The organism is Mucilaginibacter pankratovii (genome assembly GCF_014773265.1).
GTDB classification, from domain to species: Bacteria; Bacteroidota; Bacteroidia; order Sphingobacteriales; family Sphingobacteriaceae; genus Mucilaginibacter; species Mucilaginibacter pankratovii.
Genome location: NZ_JACWMY010000006.1, coordinates 214333 through 234029 on the forward strand (window position 1 = coordinate 214333; position 19697 = coordinate 234029).

The 19697-nt window shown below is 45.7% G+C and carries 18 protein-coding genes; 13 read left to right on the forward strand and 5 right to left on the reverse strand.

Going from position 1 to position 19697, the window contains the following annotated elements:
- Positions 1-38: 38 nt before the first annotated feature.
- Genes IDJ77_RS13585 through IDJ77_RS13600 form a run of 4 tightly spaced genes read left to right on the forward strand, consistent with a single transcriptional unit; the run spans position 39 to position 2008 of the window.
- The gene (locus tag IDJ77_RS13585) at positions 39-599 is read left to right on the forward strand and encodes a dihydrofolate reductase family protein (protein ID WP_191189507.1); all 561 of its coding nucleotides are present in this window, start codon (positions 39-41) and stop codon (positions 597-599) included.
- A gap of 9 nt (positions 600-608) precedes the next feature.
- The gene (locus IDJ77_RS13590) at positions 609-1172 is read left to right on the forward strand and encodes a dihydrofolate reductase family protein (RefSeq protein ID WP_191189508.1); all 564 of its coding nucleotides are present in this window, start codon (positions 609-611) and stop codon (positions 1170-1172) included.
- Positions 1173-1218: 46 nt separating this feature from the next.
- On the forward strand, positions 1219-1587 hold the full coding sequence (locus tag IDJ77_RS13595; protein WP_191189509.1) for a DUF805 domain-containing protein: 369 nt from the start codon (positions 1219-1221) through the stop codon (positions 1585-1587).
- Between the two features lie 46 nt (positions 1588-1633).
- Positions 1634-2008 carry a DUF805 domain-containing protein gene (locus IDJ77_RS13600; protein ID WP_191189510.1) on the forward strand — a complete coding sequence of 125 codons (375 nt, stop codon included), beginning with the start codon at positions 1634-1636 and terminating at the stop codon, positions 2006-2008.
- Between the two features lie 656 nt (positions 2009-2664).
- On the opposite strand, the gene pgi is transcribed toward IDJ77_RS13600, so the two are convergent.
- Complete coding sequence (gene pgi / locus IDJ77_RS13605) at positions 2665-4311, reverse strand: glucose-6-phosphate isomerase (RefSeq protein WP_191189511.1); 1647 nt, start codon at positions 4309-4311, stop codon at positions 2665-2667.
- Positions 4312-4573: 262 nt separating this feature from the next.
- On the opposite strand from pgi, the gene IDJ77_RS13610 reads away from it, so the two are divergent.
- The 5 genes from IDJ77_RS13610 (at position 4574) to IDJ77_RS13630 (ending at position 8160) form a co-directional block, all read left to right on the forward strand.
- The gene (locus IDJ77_RS13610; RefSeq protein ID WP_191189512.1) at positions 4574-5011 is read left to right on the forward strand and encodes a hypothetical protein; all 438 of its coding nucleotides are present in this window, start codon (positions 4574-4576) and stop codon (positions 5009-5011) included.
- A 167-nt stretch (positions 5012-5178) separates the two neighbouring features.
- A protein-coding gene (gene prfB, locus IDJ77_RS13615; RefSeq protein WP_224751088.1) for a peptide chain release factor 2 occupies positions 5179-6271 on the forward strand; the annotation gives its coding sequence in 2 pieces (ribosomal slippage) (positions 5179-5238 and positions 5240-6271; 1092 coding nt in all).
- Between the two features lie 114 nt (positions 6272-6385).
- Complete coding sequence (locus IDJ77_RS13620) at positions 6386-7297, forward strand: alpha/beta hydrolase (RefSeq protein ID WP_191189514.1); 912 nt, start codon at positions 6386-6388, stop codon at positions 7295-7297.
- 3 nt (positions 7298-7300) lie between these two features.
- Positions 7301-7819 (forward strand): hypothetical protein, encoded by a 519-nt coding sequence (locus IDJ77_RS13625; protein WP_191189515.1) that lies wholly within the window; start codon positions 7301-7303, stop codon positions 7817-7819.
- On the forward strand, positions 7816-8160 hold the full coding sequence (locus IDJ77_RS13630; RefSeq protein ID WP_317174340.1) for a DHCW motif cupin fold protein: 345 nt from the start codon (positions 7816-7818) through the stop codon (positions 8158-8160). The genes IDJ77_RS13625 and IDJ77_RS13630 overlap by 4 nt, the downstream gene beginning before the upstream one ends.
- A gap of 173 nt (positions 8161-8333) precedes the next feature.
- Here the strand turns inward: IDJ77_RS13630 and IDJ77_RS13635 are convergent, their stop codons facing one another.
- The 3 genes from IDJ77_RS13635 to IDJ77_RS13645 all read right to left on the reverse strand — a co-directional run bounded on the left by IDJ77_RS13635 (position 8334) and on the right by IDJ77_RS13645 (position 11718).
- Positions 8334-9014, reverse strand: coding sequence for a LytR/AlgR family response regulator transcription factor (locus tag IDJ77_RS13635; RefSeq protein ID WP_224751089.1), 681 nt, complete (start codon positions 9012-9014; stop codon positions 8334-8336).
- Positions 9015-9018: 4 nt separating this feature from the next.
- A complete protein-coding gene (locus IDJ77_RS13640) occupies positions 9019-10548 on the reverse strand; it encodes a sensor histidine kinase (RefSeq protein ID WP_224751090.1) in 1530 nt (509 codons plus the stop codon).
- Between the two features lie 291 nt (positions 10549-10839).
- Positions 10840-11718, reverse strand: a complete 879-nt coding sequence (locus IDJ77_RS13645; protein ID WP_191189516.1) for a transglutaminase-like domain-containing protein — start codon at positions 11716-11718, stop codon at positions 10840-10842.
- Positions 11719-11772: 54 nt separating this feature from the next.
- Between IDJ77_RS13645 and IDJ77_RS13650 the strand changes: the two genes are divergently transcribed.
- Positions 11773-12558 (forward strand): O-methyltransferase, encoded by a 786-nt coding sequence (locus tag IDJ77_RS13650; protein WP_191189517.1) that lies wholly within the window; start codon positions 11773-11775, stop codon positions 12556-12558.
- 79 nt (positions 12559-12637) lie between these two features.
- On the opposite strand, the gene IDJ77_RS13655 is transcribed toward IDJ77_RS13650, so the two are convergent.
- Entirely contained in the window at positions 12638-13777 is a 1140-nt protein-coding gene (locus IDJ77_RS13655) for a BamA/TamA family outer membrane protein (protein ID WP_191189518.1), read from the reverse strand.
- A gap of 308 nt (positions 13778-14085) precedes the next feature.
- On the opposite strand from IDJ77_RS13655, the gene IDJ77_RS13660 reads away from it, so the two are divergent.
- The 3 genes from IDJ77_RS13660 (at position 14086) to IDJ77_RS13670 (ending at position 19697) form a co-directional block, all read left to right on the forward strand.
- The gene (locus IDJ77_RS13660; RefSeq protein ID WP_191189519.1) at positions 14086-15066 is read left to right on the forward strand and encodes a deoxyhypusine synthase family protein; all 981 of its coding nucleotides are present in this window, start codon (positions 14086-14088) and stop codon (positions 15064-15066) included.
- 252 nt (positions 15067-15318) lie between these two features.
- Positions 15319-16590, forward strand: coding sequence for a c-type cytochrome (locus IDJ77_RS13665; RefSeq protein WP_191189520.1), 1272 nt, complete (start codon positions 15319-15321; stop codon positions 16588-16590).
- 41 nt (positions 16591-16631) lie between these two features.
- Positions 16632-19697, forward strand: a complete 3066-nt coding sequence (locus IDJ77_RS13670; RefSeq protein ID WP_191189521.1) for a TAT-variant-translocated molybdopterin oxidoreductase — start codon at positions 16632-16634, stop codon at positions 19695-19697.

Here is a 19697-nt window from a genome sequence, read left to right on the forward strand (position 1 = left end):
AATAGTTAGTATACCTTTGATGGGTAAATAAAGCAAAGATGAGAAAGATAAAATTTCAGATGCAGGTAACGCTGGACGGATACGTTGCCGGCCCCGAAGGCGAAATGGATTGGATGACCTGGAACTGGGACGAGGAGCTGAAGGAATATGTTGGCGCTATAACAGAACCGGTGGATCTGATTATTTTGGGACGTGTATTGGCTGAAGGCTTTATCCCGTATTGGACCGGGGCTCTCGGTGAAGGTGAGGAAGGGGCAGACAAAATGGTGAATACTCATAAGGTTGTCTTTACTAAAACACTTACAGAAAATCCCTGGGCAAACACTACGTTGGCAACAGGTGACATTGCAGAAGAAATAAGCAAGCTTAAAAGCCAGCCCGGCGGCGATATTATGGTTTACGGCGGCGCACGCCTGGCATCGGCCATGATCAAAAACAACCTGATTGATGAGTACCATATTTTTGTGAACCCCGTGGTAATAGGCAGCGGGATGACGATATACAACGATCTGCAAGACAGGCTGAACCTGAAACTGGTAGAAACCCGTTCGTTCCCCTGCGGGATAAATGTGCTGGTTTATAATCCTGTAGAAAAATAAGAGGTGCCCATGCGAAAGCTTATTGTATCGATGAATGTAACCCTAAACGGGTGCATGGCCGGGCCAAATGGCGAACTCGACTGGCATTACAGCCGCTGGGACGAAGCTATGGCGCGGGTAACATCGCTGCACCTGGGCGAAGCCGATACCCTTTTATTGGGGCGGATAACCTATGAGGCCATGGCTGGCTATTGGATGGCCAAAGGCAGCAACGCCTTAGGCCCGAGGGAAGATTCTGATTTTACAGCGATGATAAACCATTGCGCCAAGGTGGTGTTTTCCCGTAGCCGGAAAACCGCTTACTGGCAAAACAGCCGCGTGGCCCGGAGCGTTGCCAAAGAAGTAAGGGCACTAAAGCGGCAGCATGGTAAAGATATCCTTGTTTATGGCAGCGGTAAACTTGTTGCCGCCTTAACCCAGCTTAATTTGGTAGACGAATACCGGCTTTGGGTACACCCGGTGGTGATACATAGGGGCAGGGCGTTGTTTAAAACCAATACAGCCTTGCAATTTACCGGGAAGATCACATTTGATACAGGTGTGGTACTGATGAGTTATAAAGCAAATTTGTAGATGTAAGTAACTATTTTGTATTTTAGAGCAACCTTAATCAAGAAGTATGTTTAGCAACCCGTTTGTATTTTATGGCCGCATCAGGCGGATGGAATTTGGGCTTAGCTTATTGATATACATGGTTGTGTTCTTTTTTATTATTGTGCAGGCGGCCGATAGACATAAAGAGATTTATCTGCTGGCACTTTTCCCTTTAGCCTGGTTCAGGTTTGCACAGGGCGCTAAACGGAGCCACGACCTGGGCAACACCGGCTGGTACCAGTTAATACCCTTTTATACTTTTTGGATGCTGCTGGCAGATGGCCAAACAGGCGTAAACCAATACGGCGAGAACCCCAAGGGGGACAACTATCCCAATTACCCTAATTATAAAGAGCCAATGGGGCCACCGGGAGCCGGTGATCCAAAATATTGATTTTAAATAAGATAAATTGTAATTTAGGGTGCCTTATTCAATTGCCATGCTCTGGAATCTCTTCTCGTTCGGCGGCCGTATCCGGCGTGCAGAATACGCTGTTAGCTGCGTAGCATATCTACTGTGCTACTATTTTATCTGGGGTATGGACGAGGGGCGCGGAGGCGGTGCCGTTGCAGTTATGCTGGTGGTGCCCATGCTATGGTTTGCCCTGGCACAAGGAACCAAACGCTGCCATGATATTGATAAAAGCGGCTGGTGGCAACTAATACCATTCTACATTTTTTGGCTGATATTTAAAAAAGGGAATGTTGGTGTGAACCAATATGGCCAGGACCCCAAAGTAGCACCATACGAAGAGGTAGACGAAGCTTACGACAAACCCTACAACTACCGCCGCCCCGAAGACCCGCAGTATTGAAGTTTGCAATAACTTTTCCCCCTTGAGAGAGTAACTGCCCATAACTTGACAGGCGGGTAATTCATAAGACGTTCCGCTGGAACGTAAAAGGGGTCTTTGGCATTTTCTACCCATAAAACATCCCGAAGGGATGAAGAAAAACAAAGTCGTTCCAGAGGAACGTCTTATGGGTAGAAAAAAATAACAGCAATTTTTACGTTCCAGCGGAACGTTTTATGGAATCTGTCTTATGATGGGCTATTACTCTTGAGAGGCATAGCCGTCAACTTAAGGTTTTGAATTTTAAAAGAGCCATCGGCTCGATAAATGTTGTAGCAGCGGGTTTTAACTCGCCGATGCAGCCGAGGGTTTTGATGAGTGCCGTAGGTACGACCCCTATTTGCGATTTATATCGACCGAACCGACGGTTTTTTACGTTGGTGTTCTTTTGCGACAACGGATTAAAATCCGTTGCTACAAAATCGGTCGACGCTACGCGTCTGCTTTACTCCTTAAGTTGGCGGCTATGCTTCTTGAGAGGGGGCGCGAAAGCAAGTGCGGCTGCAGGGGTGTGTTAGCCACTACGCATTAACGCAATGGATAATGGCTAACACACCCCTCCACCCCTCTCAAGAGGGGAATCGCACGGGCCGCCGCCTTTTAGATTCCCACTGCCGTTACCTCCAGGCCTTATACTGGTTTATCAGCCCGTTGGTTGATGAATCGTGTGAGTTGATTTCCTCGTCGCCTTTCAACTCCGGTAATATTTTGCCGGCCAGTTGCTTGCCTAACTCAACACCCCATTGGTCGAAACTGTAGATGTTCCAGATAATGCCCTGCACAAATATCTTATGCTCGTACATGGCAATCAGCGAACCTAAGGCACGCGGGGTTATTTTTTTAACCAGTATAGAGTTTGTTGGGCGGTTGCCCTCAAATACTTTAAAGGGCGCTATTTTGGTTATTTCTTCTTCAGATTTTCCGGCTTTCTTCAATTCATCAATCACCACTTCTTCGGTTTTGCCATTCATCAACGCTTCGGTTTGTGCAAAGAAGTTGGATAGTAGCATGTTGTGATGCTCGCCAAGCGGGTTGTGTGATTGCGCAGGGGCTATAAAATCGCAAGGGATGAGTTTGGTGCCCTGGTGTATCAGCTGGTAAAACGCGTGCTGCCCATTGGTGCCCGGCTCACCCCAAATGATGGGGCCGGTGCTGTAATCTACATGTTTGCCGTTGCGGCCTACATGTTTGCCGTTACTTTCCATATCGCCTTGCTGGAAGTAGGCGGCGAAGCGGTGCATATATTGGTCGTAAGGTAAAATAGCCTGCGTTTCGGCTTCGAAGAAGTTGTTATACCAAATTCCCAATAATGCTAGTATGGCCGGGATGTTTTCTTCCAGTTCGGTAGATTGGAAATGGTTATCCATCGCGTGTGCGCCATCCAGCAGTTCTATAAAATTATCAAAACCAATGCTCAGGCTTATGGATAGGCCAATGGCGCTCCAAAGCGAGTAGCGGCCGCCAACCCAATCCCAAAACTCAAACATGTTTTTGGTATCGATACCGAATTTGGCAACGCCTTCGCTATTGGTAGATAGCGCCGCAAAGTGTTTGGCCACATCCTCATCCTTGCCGCCGCTTTTAATAAACCAATCGCGCGCGCTGTGGGCATTGCTCATGGTTTCCTGCGTAGTGAATGTTTTAGAGGCGATGAGGAACAGCGTGGTTTCCGGGTTTACCGTTTTTAAGGTCTCCGCAATATGGGTTGCATCCACGTTGGATACAAAGTGCAGGTTAAGGTGGTTTTTATAAGCTTTTAATGCCTCGGTAACCATTACCGGCCCCAGGTCCGACCCGCCGATGCCGATGTTCACCACATCGGTAATTGCTTTGCCTGTGTAACCAGTCCAGCTACCGCTGATGATGGCTTCGCTGAAAGCTTTCATCTGATCCAGTACGCGGTTCACGTCGGGCATAACATCTTTACCATCAACTAAAATCGGCGTATTGCTGCGGTTACGTAAGGCAACGTGTAAAACAGGCCGGCCTTCGGTAACGTTGATGGTCTGGCCAGAAAACATGGCAGCAATTGCATCATTTACACCACACTCGCGGGCCAGTTGTATCAGCAGGGCAAGGGTTTCCTCGTCGATGCGGTTTTTAGAATAATCAACCAGGATATCCTCAAACTGCAGCGAGAATTTTTCAAAACGCTGGGCATCAGCATCAAAAAGATCCTTCAGGTTTTTGGATACGATATCGATGTAATGATCTGTTAAATAGTTAAACGATTGGGTGGCGGTAAAGTCGGTAGATGGCAGCATAACGGAATAATTTTTGGTAAAAGTAACAAGTTAATTTAGGGCGATAAATAAAAATTGAAATTATGTCTTAACTATGTGATTTTGTGTCTTTTCAACACATTGAGCATAGTGTTTGATTTACACTATTTTAATTGTCATTATTTTAACATAATTATCAAATATTTTTTAAAATCGAAATAAATATTTGATATATTTGTTGGGATGGTAAATAAATCGGTTGTTTGTCATCAAATCATCAATCTACTTTTAAAACACTACTTTTATGTTCGAAAAACTCTTTTTGCTCGTAAAAAATAACGCCGGGACGGCCGTTATCAACAACCCTTTAATTGCTTCAAAATATCACGAAGCGGTAATGAATGATGCTTCGAGTTCTATCATCGAGGTAATAAAGGCGCATATGGAGAGTGGTAAATTAAAAGACCTGGTGAAGTATTTTGAAATAGCAGGTGTATATGATAATCCGCTTATCAATAGTGCCGTGAATAAATTCGCTATTAAGCTGGATAAATATTACGATATCAGTTCGGTCGATGCAAAACGTATTTCCAACGAACTTATCCGCCCGGTAATGCTGGAGCTAATTCGCCAAAGCAAAACCGAACAAAACAAAGAATTTGCCTTAAATACCCTTTTATCAAAAATAAGCGGCAATGTTGCCGATATGGGTATGCTTTTAACCCAGCTTAAAATAGCTTAACAAACTAAACTCTTACATATAAGGCCTGTATTGTTCAATCAATGCAGGCTTTTTTTTTGTGCGAAAGTTGAAAGGTTGAAAAGTTTTAAAGTTGAAAGTTTTCACTCATTACTAATCTGTAACGTTTCAACCTTTTAACATTCCAACCTTTCAACTACCTTTGCCGCATGACCAAAGAGAATATACAGGATTTAAGGGATAGAACAACTTCCCTGAGGAGGCATCTTTGACATCGATACCAAACTCGATGCGATGCAAAAGGAACAGGAGATAACCGTAGGCCCCAATTTTTGGGATCATCCTAAAGAGGCCGAAAAGGTACTCGCTTCCATCAAAACAAAAAAAATATGGACCGACGCTTTCCAGAAAGTAGTATCGGTAGTGGAAGATACGGGCGTATTGTTTGAGTTTTTCCAGGCTGGCGATGCCACCGAGGCAGAGATGAACGAGCAGTACCAGGCCGCGACAACCGCCGTGGAAGAGCTGGAATTTAAAAACATGCTTAGCGCCGAGGAAGACCAGTTTAACGCCGTACTGCAAATTACCGCAGGCGCCGGCGGCACCGAAAGCTGCGACTGGGCCGGTATGCTGATGCGCATGTACATTATGTGGGGCGAAAAAAATGGCTACAAAGTTACCGAGCAGGATTACCAGCCGGGTGACGTAGCCGGTGTAAAAACCGTTACCCTGCAGCTGGAGGGCGATTTTGCTTATGGCTACTTAAAAGGCGAGAATGGTGTACACCGTTTGGTGCGCGTATCGCCGTTTGATGCCAACGCTAAGCGCCATACCTCGTTCGCATCGGTATACGTTTATCCGTTGGTAGATGATACCATAGAGATAGAAGTGAAAGATGCGGATATCGAATTTGAAACCTTTCGCGCTGGTGGTGCTGGCGGGCAAAACGTAAACAAAGTAGAAACCGCGGTGCGTTTATACCACAAGCCATCGGGCATTATCATCAAAAACCAGGAATCGCGTTCGCAATTACAGAATAAAGAGAACGCTATCCGCTTGCTAAAATCGCAGTTATACGAGGCCGAGATGCGCAAACGCGCCGAAGCATCGAGCGCGGTAGAGGGCAACAAGAAGAAAATAGAATGGGGATCGCAGATCCGCAATTACGTGCTGCACCCGTACAAGCTGGTGAAAGATCTGCGTACCGATCATGAAACCTCCAACGCCGCCGCCGTATTGGATGGCGACCTGAATGAGTTTCTAAAATCGTACCTGATGGAATTTGGCGGGCCGAAGAACTAACATACTCAGCCGTCTTGTCACGGGGTTTGATTATAAAAAACGATGCTGCAAACACAGCATCGTTTTTTATTTCAGGATGTGTAACTTGCGGCAACCAATTGCGTTGATCTATTTATGAAAAGCATCTTAATCGCCCTCGTTTTGATAACTGCTACATTTACCGCTTACAGCCAGCAAAGCCCTATGCCTTTGTATCCTAAAGGCATACCCAACTCCAAACCAACACCGGCTACTTATGTTGAAGTAACCGATAAAAATAACTGGATAAGCAAAGTAAGCATCCCCACCATAACGCCTTATCTGCCCGAAAAAGGCACGGCAAACGGCGCGGCGATAGTAATATTCCCGGGTGGTGGCTATGGCGGTTTGGCCAACAACCACGAGGGGATGGCCATTGCAAAAGCATTCAATAGTATCGGGGTTACCGCCTTTTTGGTAAAATACCGATTGCCTACAGACGAGATCATGATAGATAAAACTATCGGTCCCTTACAGGATGCGCAGCGCGCTATACAAATAGTAAGGCAGGGGGCAGCCATATGGGGCGTGGACCCCAACCGCATAGGTATTATCGGTTTCTCTGCGGGCGGGCATCTGGCTTCAACAGCAGGTACACATTTTGATAAAGTAGTAATCGACAATAAAGATAACATCAGCGTTCGCCCGGATTTTATGATGCTGATATACCCGGTGATCACGTTCGGGCCAAAGGCGCACACCGGCTCTCGCGATAACCTGATCGGTAAAAATCCGTCCCAGGCGATGATCGACCTATACTCCAACGAAAAGCAGGTAACGACCAATACTCCACCAACTTTTCTGATCCACGCGCAGGATGACGGCGCGGTACCTGTTGAGAACAGCCTGATGATGTATGAAGCCCTAACCAATGCAAAGGTTAAGGTAGAGATGCACCTGTTTCAAAACGGCGGGCACGGTTTCGGCATGCCAAACCCAACCACCAAAGAGAAATGGTTTGACTGGGCAGCCGCGTGGATGGATGCTAATGGGTGGTTGAAGAAGTAAAATATGTTTTTAAATTTCAACATTGAAATACTTGATCATCCCTATGCTGATGAACCATCTTCGGTGTTTGAACAATGGGCACGGATGCGATTGGAAATATGTAACGACGATGGCGAATCTGAAAAGATAATATTTGATACTCAATGGGACGTTAAGGTACTTGTTGCTTGGGTTATAGAAAACCAGGTCTATTTGCTTGCTGAAGAGTACCCATTCTCGTTGCAAGAATCATCAGTTGCTGAAGGTTTACACAATTTTTATGAAGGTTTGGATTTAGACGGCGACAGCATCGAAGAAGATGAGTTATTGGATTTAGTCTATAATTATCGCGTAAGACATGGTTTAAGATTTGCCATGCGTGGTACTGATATTGATGATGTTTTTATCGGACCGATAAATGGAGAAACAACGATATCTTGCTTTAATGATTTTTCTAATTGGAATTATAAAGTAGAAATTGACGGGTTTTTATCCACTATCAATACACTCAGCGAAAAACTTTTTAATATCAAATCGCAGTGAGCATTCCATTCCAAACCATCCAATGGGATAACATCCCCAAAGAGGAGCACCCTGGTATTTCCGGTACCTCCTTTTGGCAGGTGCTGCAATTGCCTGGCTTGAGGATAAGGCTGGTAGAATACTCCGCCGGTTACCTTGCCGACCATTGGTGCCAGAAAGGCCACATCGTACATTGCCTCGAAGGTGAATTTGAAAGCGAGCTGGAAACGGGCGAGATATTTACCCTAACCGTAGGGATGAGTTATGTAGTTTCTGATGGTGCAAGTTCGCACCGGTCTATCTCAAAAAATGGGGTGAAGCTTTTGATAGTGGATGGGGATTTTTTAGCCCGGAACTCCTGATATTATTTAATTAAGCGGCACCCAATTTGGCTTTCAGTTACTTAAATATCGGCAAAAAGTGTAAACCCTTGTTTGTGTGTAAATAATTTATAATCAATTGTTTATGAATTTTACTTTTGAAAGGTGTAAACTTTTGTAAACCCTGATTGCAGGCGTGCTTAAAATAAATGGTGCTACTTCACCGCCGCCAAATTCTGGTAATAAGAACTCCCCACAGGTAGCACCGCGCCGTTTACCACCAACTGGTGCCGCTCTATTTTCTCTACCTTATTTACTGCAGCGATAAAGGATCGGTGGATGCGGATAAACTGGTCGGCAGGGAGCAGGTTCTCCACTTCGGAGATCGTCATGCGGGAAAGCAATTGCTTATCTTTTAGTTCAAAATTCACGTAGTTGCCGGTGGCTTCCAGGTAGCAGATGTCATCAAACATTACCTTCACCTGCTCATACCCGGTTTTCAGGAACAGGTAATCCTTTTTATCTTCTCTGGTATTGCGGAAATTGTACAGCTCGTAAGCTTTATTACACGCTTTAGTGAACCGGGCCAATGAGAAGGGCTTCAATAGATAATCCACCGCATCCAGCTCAAAGCTGGTAACGGCGTGCTCGGTGTAGGCTGTGGTGAAAATTACCAGCGGTTTTTTGCTGAGGCAGGCGAGGAGGTCGATACCCGAGATATCGGGCATTTTAATATCGAGGAACAGCAGGTCTACGGGACTATGCTGCAGGTATTCCATGGCTTTAAAGGCATCGGTAAACTCGGCTTTCAGATCAACGAACGGAACCTTAGCCGCATGGGAGCGCACCACTCCAAGGGCTAAAGGTTCGTCGTCTATGGCTACAGCGGTTATCAAAATATCAGGCCAGATTAATGGTTAAATGTATAAAAAATTCGCTTGCGTTTTCGCGGACGATGAGTTCGTGCTTGTTGTTGTAAAGCAATTTTAGCCGCTGCTTTACATTTACCAGCCCAATGCCGCTCTTGCCTTTTTCGGGGTCGTTATCGGGCCGGATGTGGATGCTGTTATGTACATCAAAGTACAGCGTATTCTCTTTGGTTTGCAGGGTTATTTTTATGTGCGATGGCTCGCGCAGGCTGATGCCGTGTTTAAAGGCATTCTCTATAAAAGGGATGAGCAGCATGGGCGCAATTTGCAGCCCCAGGATATGATCTTCTATCTGCACATCGATATTAATATCCGGCGAGGTTTGCGTACGCAGCTTTTGCAGGGCAATGTAGTTGTTCAGGTAATCTATTTCCCGGGTAAGCAGTATCTTTTCGTGCATGTTTTCCTGCAGCATAAAGCGCATCATATCGCCCAGGCGCTGGATGCCTTCGCCGGTGCGATCGGCGTTTTCCTGCAGGGCGGTGCCGTAAAGGGTGTTTAACGCATTGAACAAAAAGTGTGGGTTTATCTGCGAACGCAGAAAGTCGAGATTGGCGGCAGAGGTGCCCAGCGCGGTTTTCAGGTTCAGGATCTCGGCGGTGCCTGCCATGCGGCGTTTGTAGGTGATCCAGGAGAATGGCGCCACCACCAAAAGCTGGAAACATGCGCTAAAGCCTGCTATAATTGCTACAGCCTCGTGCCTGTGTAAAGCCGCTGCCGAAATAAACAGCACAGGGATGGAAACAGCTGTGGTTACCCAAACCACCTTTAGCCAATAAGTTAAAAAACGTTTTTTATTGGCAAGAGTGGTGGGTATAAGGCTACAGGTAGAAAGGCCATATACGCCTATTGCCACAGGTATCGTCACAAAAAACAGGGCGATCACATCAATATTGGCATCTATCAACAGTAATCCAAAGATCAATAACATCCAAACCACTAATGCAATAATGCTATCACGGGTGAGTACCTTATATTCCGATTGGATCCGGTCGGTATTGTTGAGCAAATAATTGGCAGCATGCTTTATCAGGCTGTAAAGCGTAAGCATCATGGTCACCCATATGGCATAAATAAGGTTTGTTTTAAAAATGATGTTATTTACATATTCCGGTGTGTGTTTGTAAAAAAGGTAGCCCTTTAACCAGGTATCGGTTATGCCGCAAAACAGCCATATGGCACCAAATAAGGCAACCGCCAATACGATCATCAGGGTGGTTTTGCGTTTTTCTATGAGCGAAGGGATGATGACAAAATTCCAGAGTAAGAATGAAAAGAAGTAAAGGGTGTACCGCGCCACCATCGGGAAGAAGAAATATTTGGAGTAGGAGTAATGCAGGTGATACTCATCAAACATATACCGGTACGGCGTCCATATTACGTTTACATTACTTTCGGCAACACGTGCCAACAGCAGCAATAAAACAAAGCCGTAAATAAGGCTGGCTCCCCAGATTTCTATTTTTTTAAGGTCGACAGGTTTTTGGATAAGGGTGATCATGGTGATTTAAATTATGCCGCAAGATAACCCCGGTAATTATACCGCTAAAACAAATGGGACGAAATAGGAATGTGGTGGGACGAATGAGCTTTGCGGGTTGAATGTCGCGTCGCGAGTTGACTAACCCCCTGCCCCTCTCTCCTTCGGAAAGAGGGGAGTTTTTTTCTTTTTTCTTCACCCTCCTTGCGAAGCAGAGAGGGTGGAACAGCGCAGCGCATTCCGGGTGAGTCGACTCGCCAAGCGGACATGTCACGGGTATTGCAGCGAATATGCAAATCAAAAGCACCTTCGCTAACCAGCGGAGGCGGCTGGCGCTTCCAGTATTCCCAGCAGCTCATTCAACTCATCCACTTTCTCGGATGCACCGGCGTGTTCGTAGGCGCTGATGAGGTTGCGCAATACGCGTTTAATGATATCGGCATTGGAACAGGGCTCGTAAAACTGCTTATCGAATTTAAGGTTCAGCTGCTTTAAAAACATATCCACATCGCGCCTGCCGAATATAAAGCCTTTGTTAAAAGCGTTGATGTAAAACAGGATGCCGCCTTCAAATTCGGTTTCCTGGCTCTCGTCCATATAGGCCAAAATAAAGTGCTGCGGCAGGTTTACGCCGTAAACCGGGATATCCAGTTTTTGGGCAATGATAGAATAGATGATCGCCAGCGAGATCTGGTTGCCTTTCTTGCTTTCCAACACCTGGCTGATGTAGCTGTTCTGTGGGTCGCGGTGGTTGGTGGTATTGCCGCTAAAGCCATGGATGGCGTAAAACACATGGTTCATCAGCTTTATCTGTTCCACCGGGCTGGCCTCGTTCATCATCTGCAGCCACATATCGCGTTTAATAGCCTCTACCTGGTTAATCACTTTCTGCTCGTCCAGGTCGGGGTATTGGTAGCGGTTGATGATGAGGATGCCCTGCAAAAGATCGAACGCGCCGCCATGGAACCATAATTGCAGGTCGTTTTTTACGGTGCCGAACTGGATCTCGTGCACCAGGTTAGCTATCCGCTCCTGTTGGATGGCGTCAAAAGCCTGCTCGAAGGCGCTTTCCAAATATTCAATAACTTCGGTACCGTAAGAGCGTAATTTTTCATGCACATGCTCGTAGATCTCCATGTCCGGGTCGTCCAGCAGTCTGATGAGGGAATTTACTTCTGTAGGATTTATCATATCACTATCCGCTAAAATACTAAAGTTTGTATACTTTTACACCAATTTAAACCAATGTCTAATCTAACGTTCACTAAAGATTTCTTGTTTCACAGGCTTACGTCAAAAAACCGTCATGGTTTGCACTCGCCGTTTGTTTACAAACTGGTTGACGAAGTTATTTACGACCGCAAGCACAAACCCGCCTACGATAAAATAGAGAAGGAGCGCGATAACCTCCTGATTGATGACCGAGTGATCACCGTTACCGACCTTGGTGCCGGCTCCCGGGTGAACAAGAGCAACCAGAAAAAGATAAGCGATATCACCATCAATGCGCTAAAACCGCCAAAGCTGGCGCAGTTGCTTTATCGCCTCGCGGCCTTTGCCAAACCCAGGAATATTGTTGAATTAGGCACCTGCCTGGGCATTACCACCCTATACCTGCACGAGGCCGCCCCTGATGCAAAAGTGTATACATTGGAGGGTTGCCCCGAAACGGCTAAGGTAGCCACAGAAGTATTTAACAGCGCCGGCCTGCAGGATGTGAACCTGGTAACCGGCAATTTCGACGATACCCTTGCGGGCGTGTTAGGCAAACACGAAAAGCTGGATTTTGTGTACATAGACGGGAACCATCAGCGCGTGGCAACCCTAAATTACTTTGAACAATGCCTGCCCAAAGTGCACGAAGGCACCATGCTGATATTTGATGATATCTACTGGAGCGAAGGCATGAAACAAGCCTGGGCACAAATAAAAGCCAACCCGCAGGTAACCGTAACGGTAGATTTGTTTTGGATAGGGCTTGTGTTTTTTAAGACTGGTAGGGTGAAGGAAGATTTTAAGATAAGATTTTAGGTAGATCATAGTTCATGGATGATGGTTCATAGCCGAAGAGGAAGCTACTATGAACCATGAACTATCATCCATCAACTAACTAAAACGCCTCTCCCAACCCAATATATACCCCACTCAACCTTTTCTCATTAGCCCGTTTTTCCCCAACACCATAATCCACACGGATACTCAGGCCCTTCTCCGTATCGAAGAAATAACGGAGCCCGCCGCCGTAGTTGGGTTTTAGTTCATCAAAGCTGAAGGTGCTGTTCCAAACCTGGCCGGTTCCAACAAAACCTACGATGCCAATGCGGTCACTAAGGCGGTAGCGCAGTTCGGTTTGGGCGGCAATAAGGTTGCGGTCGCGGAAACGGCCATTGTAGTAGCCGCGCATCATCTCGTCGCTCCCTAAAGCCGGCATCAAATAAAATGGCGACTGGCTACCCGTAAGGCTTTGTTCCTGCGCGTTAAAACCCAAAACAAAACGCTTGCTTAGCGAGAAAAACTGCGCGTACTCGATATTTAACAGCCCGCCACTGTAACCGCTGTTGCTGCCAATGCCCTTCATCAGGTCGAGGTAGCTGGTGATCACCGCGCCTTTGGTGGTATAGGTATTGTTGTTGCGGCTGTCGAATATCAGGGTTGGCCCTGCGTAAATGGTTGTTCCGCCGTGGCGGTCTTCAATAGTTGGGTCGGTTTCAAATACGCCTGTTTTGTCTGCATCGGTAAAGCGATAATCAAAGCCGCCTGCTACCAGGCCGATGTACAGGTTTTGGGAGATCTTTTTCTCGCCGGTCATGGCCAGTTTAAATCGTTTCAGGCCCAGGCGGTCGGCATTGCTTTTTAGCGTATTGTTACCTGTGCCATAAAAATCGAAGGGGAAATTGATGTAAGAGACGGCCGCGATGTAGTGGTATTTGTTTTGCGGTGTCCAGTAATTGGTGCTCAGGCTAAAGCGGCTTTGCCCTTTTGTGGTAATGGTAGCGTAAGCAAATATGTTTGATACCCGGGTATTGCCTCGGCTGGTGGTATCGGTATAAAAAGAAAGCAGGCCGGCTCCGCCGAGCTCCAGGCCGGTTTCGGGTGCCGTGCTTAATACAGGCAGAATCACAAAACTGCTTTTTTTGGTGGTATCTTTATCAAAATACATCTTGCGGATAAATTTTGGCAGGAAGCTGTTTTGCGCGAACACGGGCTGTAAAAACGCTGTCAGGAGCAGTATAGGGATAAGTTTTTTCATAAGGTAATTTGATGCTAAAGGTCGGGCAAATGGCTTTTAGGATTTTACAAATGCCTTTTCATAGCAACGGATATAAATGTTTAAACATTGTTCGGGCTTATTCGGGCTGTTCGCGCAATGCACCGAACGCGAACATACCCCGAAACACAGATCAATTTGCTAAAATACATCTTGCCGGCGCTGCTATTTAAAACGCCTTTTCCCTGTGCTAAAGGTAAAGTTTAAGCATTTGTTTTACCCAATTTTCAATTTAAAATTCTGTTAACCTCAAAATACCTACTTTTGCGAAATAATCAGCATAAATAAATATGAGCACAGAAAGAGGCCCTATATCACAATTTATCGAAAGAAATTACCTGCACTTTAATGCAGCAGCGTTAATGGATGCAGCTAAAGGCTACGAAACCCACCTTACCGAAGGCGGCAAAATGATGGTTACCCTTGGTGGTGCCATGAGTACTGCCGAGCTTGGTATTTCGCTGGCCGAGATGATCCGCCAGGGCAAAATAGACATTATCAGCTGTACAGGCGCCAACCTGGAAGAGGATATCATGAACCTGGTAGCGCACTCGCACTACAAGCGCGTACCCAACTACCGCGACCTGAGCCCGCAGGATGAGTGGGATCTGTTAGAGAACCATTACAACCGCGTAACCGATACCTGTATCCCCGAAGAAGAAGCGTTCCGCCGGTTACAGAAGCATATCTACAAGATATGGAAGGATGCAGATACCGCAGGCGAGCGTTATTTTCCGCATGAGTTTATGTACAAGATCTTGCTGAGCGGCGAGTTGGAGCAATACTACGAGATAGACCCTAAAAACTCCTGGATGCTGGCCGCTGCCGAAGCAAACCTGCATATCGTAGTACCGGGATGGGAAGATTCTACCATGGGTAATATCTTTGCATCTTACGTTATAAAAGGCGAAGTAAAGGCCACTACCATGAAAAGCGGTATCGAATACATGGCCTGGCTTGCCGGCTGGTACCCCGAAAACTCGACCGGAAAAGGTATTGGCTTTTTCCAGATAGGTGGCGGTATCGCGGGCGATTTCCCGATATGTGTAGTGCCGATGCTTTACCAGGATATGGAAATGCCCGAAATTCCGTTTTGGAGTTATTTCTGCCAGATCTCTGATTCTACAACCTCATATGGCTCATACTCAGGCGCTGTACCAAACGAAAAAATAACATGGGGCAAGCTGGATATCAATACTCCAAAATTCATTGTAGAATCTGATGCAACCATTGTTGCACCACTTATTTTTGCCTGGATATTAAAACAATAACGAATTTTTGAAATATTTCAAAAAAAGTTTGTTTTTTAAATATCGTTCCAAATCTCAAAAAAGGCCCTTTTCAGCTATTTAAAGGCCTTTTTTAATTTGTTTAGAACGATTATAAATTAGATATTACTGTCATTAATTTGTCAGTCATACTGTAATAAATTTTACTTTTGTGGCTGAAAAAGCGGGTAAAACATACTTCTTTACGTCAGTTTATCACATTAACTACATAATTATTTAGCATAAATACACTTTATGAGAAATATCTCATTGATTCTTAAACAGTTCTCTAAGTCGGTTTTGCTGGTAGCAGGCATGGCGCTATGCGGGCTTACTGCAAATGCACAAGCCGATCCAGCTAAGGGGGAAGCCATCTTTAAAGCCAAATGTACAGCATGTCATAAAATAGACGTGCGCATGACCGGCCCTGCTTTGGGTCCGCAGCTTACACAGGAAACAGATGATGCTTACCTAACCAAGTGGATCCAGAACAACCAGGCATTAATTGCTGCAAAAAACCAAAAAGCACTCAAAATTTATAACGAGTACAACCAGGCAGGCATGACGGTTTTTACCGAATTGACCGACGCTGACGTTGCCAACGTTATTGCTTATGTGCGCGATGACTGGAAAAAAGTTCAGGCTGATAAAGCAAAAGCACCTGCCGGTGGTGAAGCCGCTACTGCCGATGCAGGCCCAAGCAACCTGGTTATCTTTGGTTTAATAGGCGTTATCCTTATCGCCTTTATTGTAATACTTGTTTTAAACAAGGTTATAGCAACGCTGGAGCGTTTGTTGTTAAGCAACAAAGGTTTACTGGTTGAAGAAGAAGAAACCGAAGAAGCAGTAAAAGGCGATAAATTTGCTGTTGTTAAAAAAGCGCTGAAGAATAAAAAATTGGTATTCTTTATCATCGTGTGCGGCACGGTAGCAATGGGCAGCTGGAGCTGGGTTACCATGTGGAACACCAACGTTCATCAGGGATACCAGCCGGTACAGCCAATTAAATATTCGCACAAGCTGCACGCCGGCACCATGAAGTTGGAGTGCCAGTACTGCCACACCGGCGCGTTCAAATCTAAAAACGCTTCTATTCCATCGTTAAACGTTTGTATGAATTGCCACAAGGCCGTTAAAACCGAATCTCCGGAGATCCACAAAATTTACGATGCTTTGGGTTACGATCCTGCAACGGCGAAATACGATACTACAAAAGCACATCCTATACAGTGGGTGCGTATCCACAACCTGCCAGACCTGGCATACTTTAACCACTCGCAGCACACCGTTGTAGGTGCCATCAAATGCCAGAAATGCCATGGCGAGGTACAGGAAATGCAGGAAGTATACCAATACTCGCCGCTTACCATGAAATGGTGTATACAGTGCCACAAACGTACCAACGTTAACTACAAAGGAAACGGTTACTACGATAAGATACTTGCCCTGCACGATGCTATCAAAAAAGGCAAAAAACCTACGGTTGATGTATTGGGTGGTATTGAGTGCGCCAAGTGCCATTATTAATAAACAGAACAGAACTTAGCATTACAGTTTATATAACTTAAATGGATAGCAATAAAAAATACTGGAAAGGTTTAGAGGAACTAAACAGAACGCCAGAATTTGTTGAGAAAAATAAACACGAGTTTGCGGAGCCGATCCCTATTGAAGAGGTTTTAAGCGGGGGAGGGTTGTCTGCAAAAACACCACGCCGCGACTTTTTAAAGGCGCTTGGCTTTGGTGTGGGTGCGGTTACTTTGGCAGCTTGCCAAAAAGTACCGGTACACAAATCTATACCATACCTTGTAAAACCCGAGGAAATTACCCCGGGTATCGCTAACTACTATTCATCAACATACGAAGGCAGTGCGATACTTGTAAAAACCCGCGAAGGCAGGCCGATTAAGGTTGAAGGTAACCCCGGTGACCTTTTATCAAAAGGTGGTTTAAGTGCACAGGCGCAGGCTTCGGTACTTGAACTGTACGATACCAGCCGCGTAAAAGATCCTAAATTAAATGGCAACCCAACCGGTTGGCCACAGCTTGATAAATTTGTTAAAGATGAGCTTACAGCTATTAAAGCTGGTGGTAAAAAAATAAGCATCGTATCATCAACCGTACACAGCCCATCTACTTTAGCTGTTATTGCTGATTTTATTACTGCGTTCCCTACTGCAAGCCATGTTACTTATGATGCAGTATCTTACACAGGTATTATCCAGGCAAATAAAAACAGCTTTGGTAAAGCCGTATTGCCCCACTACTATTTTGATAAAGCAGACGTAATTGTAAGTTTTGGTGCCGATTTCCTTGGAACATGGATCTCTGGCGAAGAATTTACATCGCAATACGTTAAAAATAGGAATAACAAATCCCTGGAAGCAAAGAAAATGTCGCGCCACATCCAGTTCGAAAGTGGGATGAGCCTGACAGGTACCAATGCCGATGTTCGTATGCCGATAAAACCTTCTGAGGATGGTATCGCGCTGATGAACTTATACAATGCATTATCAGGTACTACTTTACCGGGTTCTAAAAAGCTTACTAACGCGAATGCTGATAAAGCGATCGTACTGGTAGCAAAAGAGCTTTTAGCCGCCAAAGGCAAATCGCTGGTTGTCGCCGGCTCTAACGATGTATCGGTACAAACACTAGTGAATGCCATCAACTCGCTGTTGGGTAGCTACGGTACTACTATCGATCTGGATAACCCATCCCGCCAGTACGCCGGTAACGATACCGACTGGACCAAGTTTGTAGCTGATGCTAAAGCTGGTTTGGTAGATGCGGTTTTGTTCCTGGATGCAAACCCTGCTTACGATTATTATAACGTTAAAGATATTGAGGCTGCCCTTAAAAAGATTCGCCTTAAAGTAACGTTCTCAGATAAGGACGACGAAACCGCTGCTTTATGTAACGCGGTTGCGCCTAACCACCACTACCTCGAATCGTGGGGTGATGATAGCGCGATAGAAGGTTACTACACCGTAGTACAGCCAACTATTAACCCGGTTAACAATACCCGCCAGGCCGAAGAAAGCCTGTTGGTATGGAGCGATAACGCGGTTAAAACTTACTACACTTATTTAAGAGCCAACTGGGAAACCAATTTATTAGCCAAAGGCGGTTTAGCCGGCCAGGCTGGTTGGGAAGCTCTTTTACAAAAAGGCTTTATAAACGCTGCGCCAGTTGCAGCAGGCACTTACAGCTTCGCTTTAGACCTTAACGCGGTTGCACAAACCATATTGAGCCAAAGCAGCAAAATTGCCGCTGGTGGTAAATACGAATTACAGGTGTACCAAACACCAGCCATGCGCGATGGTAAAAAAGCAAACAACCCGTGGTTACAAGAGTTGCCGGATCCGGTAACTAAAGTTACCTGGGATAACTTTGCGGCCATGTCGCCATCTGATATCAAAGAGCTTGGGCTTGATGAGTTCCAGGTAGTAACGATAAAAAGCGGCAACGGATACTCGGTAAGCTTACCGGTGTTATCACAGCCGGGCCAGGCAAGGGGCACCGTATCAGTAGCCGTAGGTTACGGCCGTACTGCAGCTGGCCTTGTTGGTAACAACGTTGGTAAAAACGCCTATCCTTTCTACAATCTGCTTAATGGTACTTTCCAAACTACCTCTGCAGTATCTGTAGACGTAACAAGCGATATCTTCCCGCTTTCGCAAACACAAACGCACCACTCTTTTGAGGGCCGTAATGTGATCCGCGAAGCAACCTTTACCGAATACAAAAAGAACGCAGCAGCGGGCAGTGGTAAAGACGAAGAGCACGAAAAATATGACCTTTGGGAAAAGAGCGTAGATGACGCAAGTCACTCGCGCCCTGTTTACGATTGGGTTATGGCTATCGACCTTAACGCCTGTACCGGTTGCGGTGCCTGCGTTGTAGCTTGTAGCGCTGAGAATAACATTCCTGTTGTTGGTAAAGACGAAGTTGGCCGCCGCCGCGAAATGCACTGGATCCGTATTGACCGCTATTATAGCTACGATAACGGTAAAGGCGAACTTAACGTTACCAAAGAGAAAGAAATTGATGAGTTGAAAGACTTTGAGAATGTATCGGTAGTTCACCAGCCTATGCTTTGCCAGCACTGCGACCACGCACCTTGCGAAACTGTATGCCCGGTATTAGCTACTGTACACTCAAGCGAAGGCTTAAACCAAATGGCTTACAACCGTTGCGTTGGTACACGTTACTGCGCAAACAACTGCCCATACAAAGTGCGCCGCTTTAACTGGTTTAACTACTGGAACGATAGCCGCTTTGACAACTACCTAAGCAACGAACACACACAATTGGTATTGAACCCTGATGTTACCACCCGTTTCCGTGGGGTAATGGAAAAATGCTCGATGTGCGTTCAGCGTATCCAGGCCGGTAAGTTAAAGGCTAAGATAGAGAAACGCCCGTTGGCTGATGGTGAGGTTAAAGTTGCCTGCCAGCAAACATGTTCTGCAAACGCTATAGTATTCGGTAACCGTAACGATCCTAACTCTGAAGTTTCAAAAGCTTTAAACAGCGAAAGGACCTACTACGTGTTGGAAGAACTTAACGTAAAACCGGGCATTGGTTACCAGGTAAAAGTAAGGAACACATTATCAGAATTACAGGCTTAA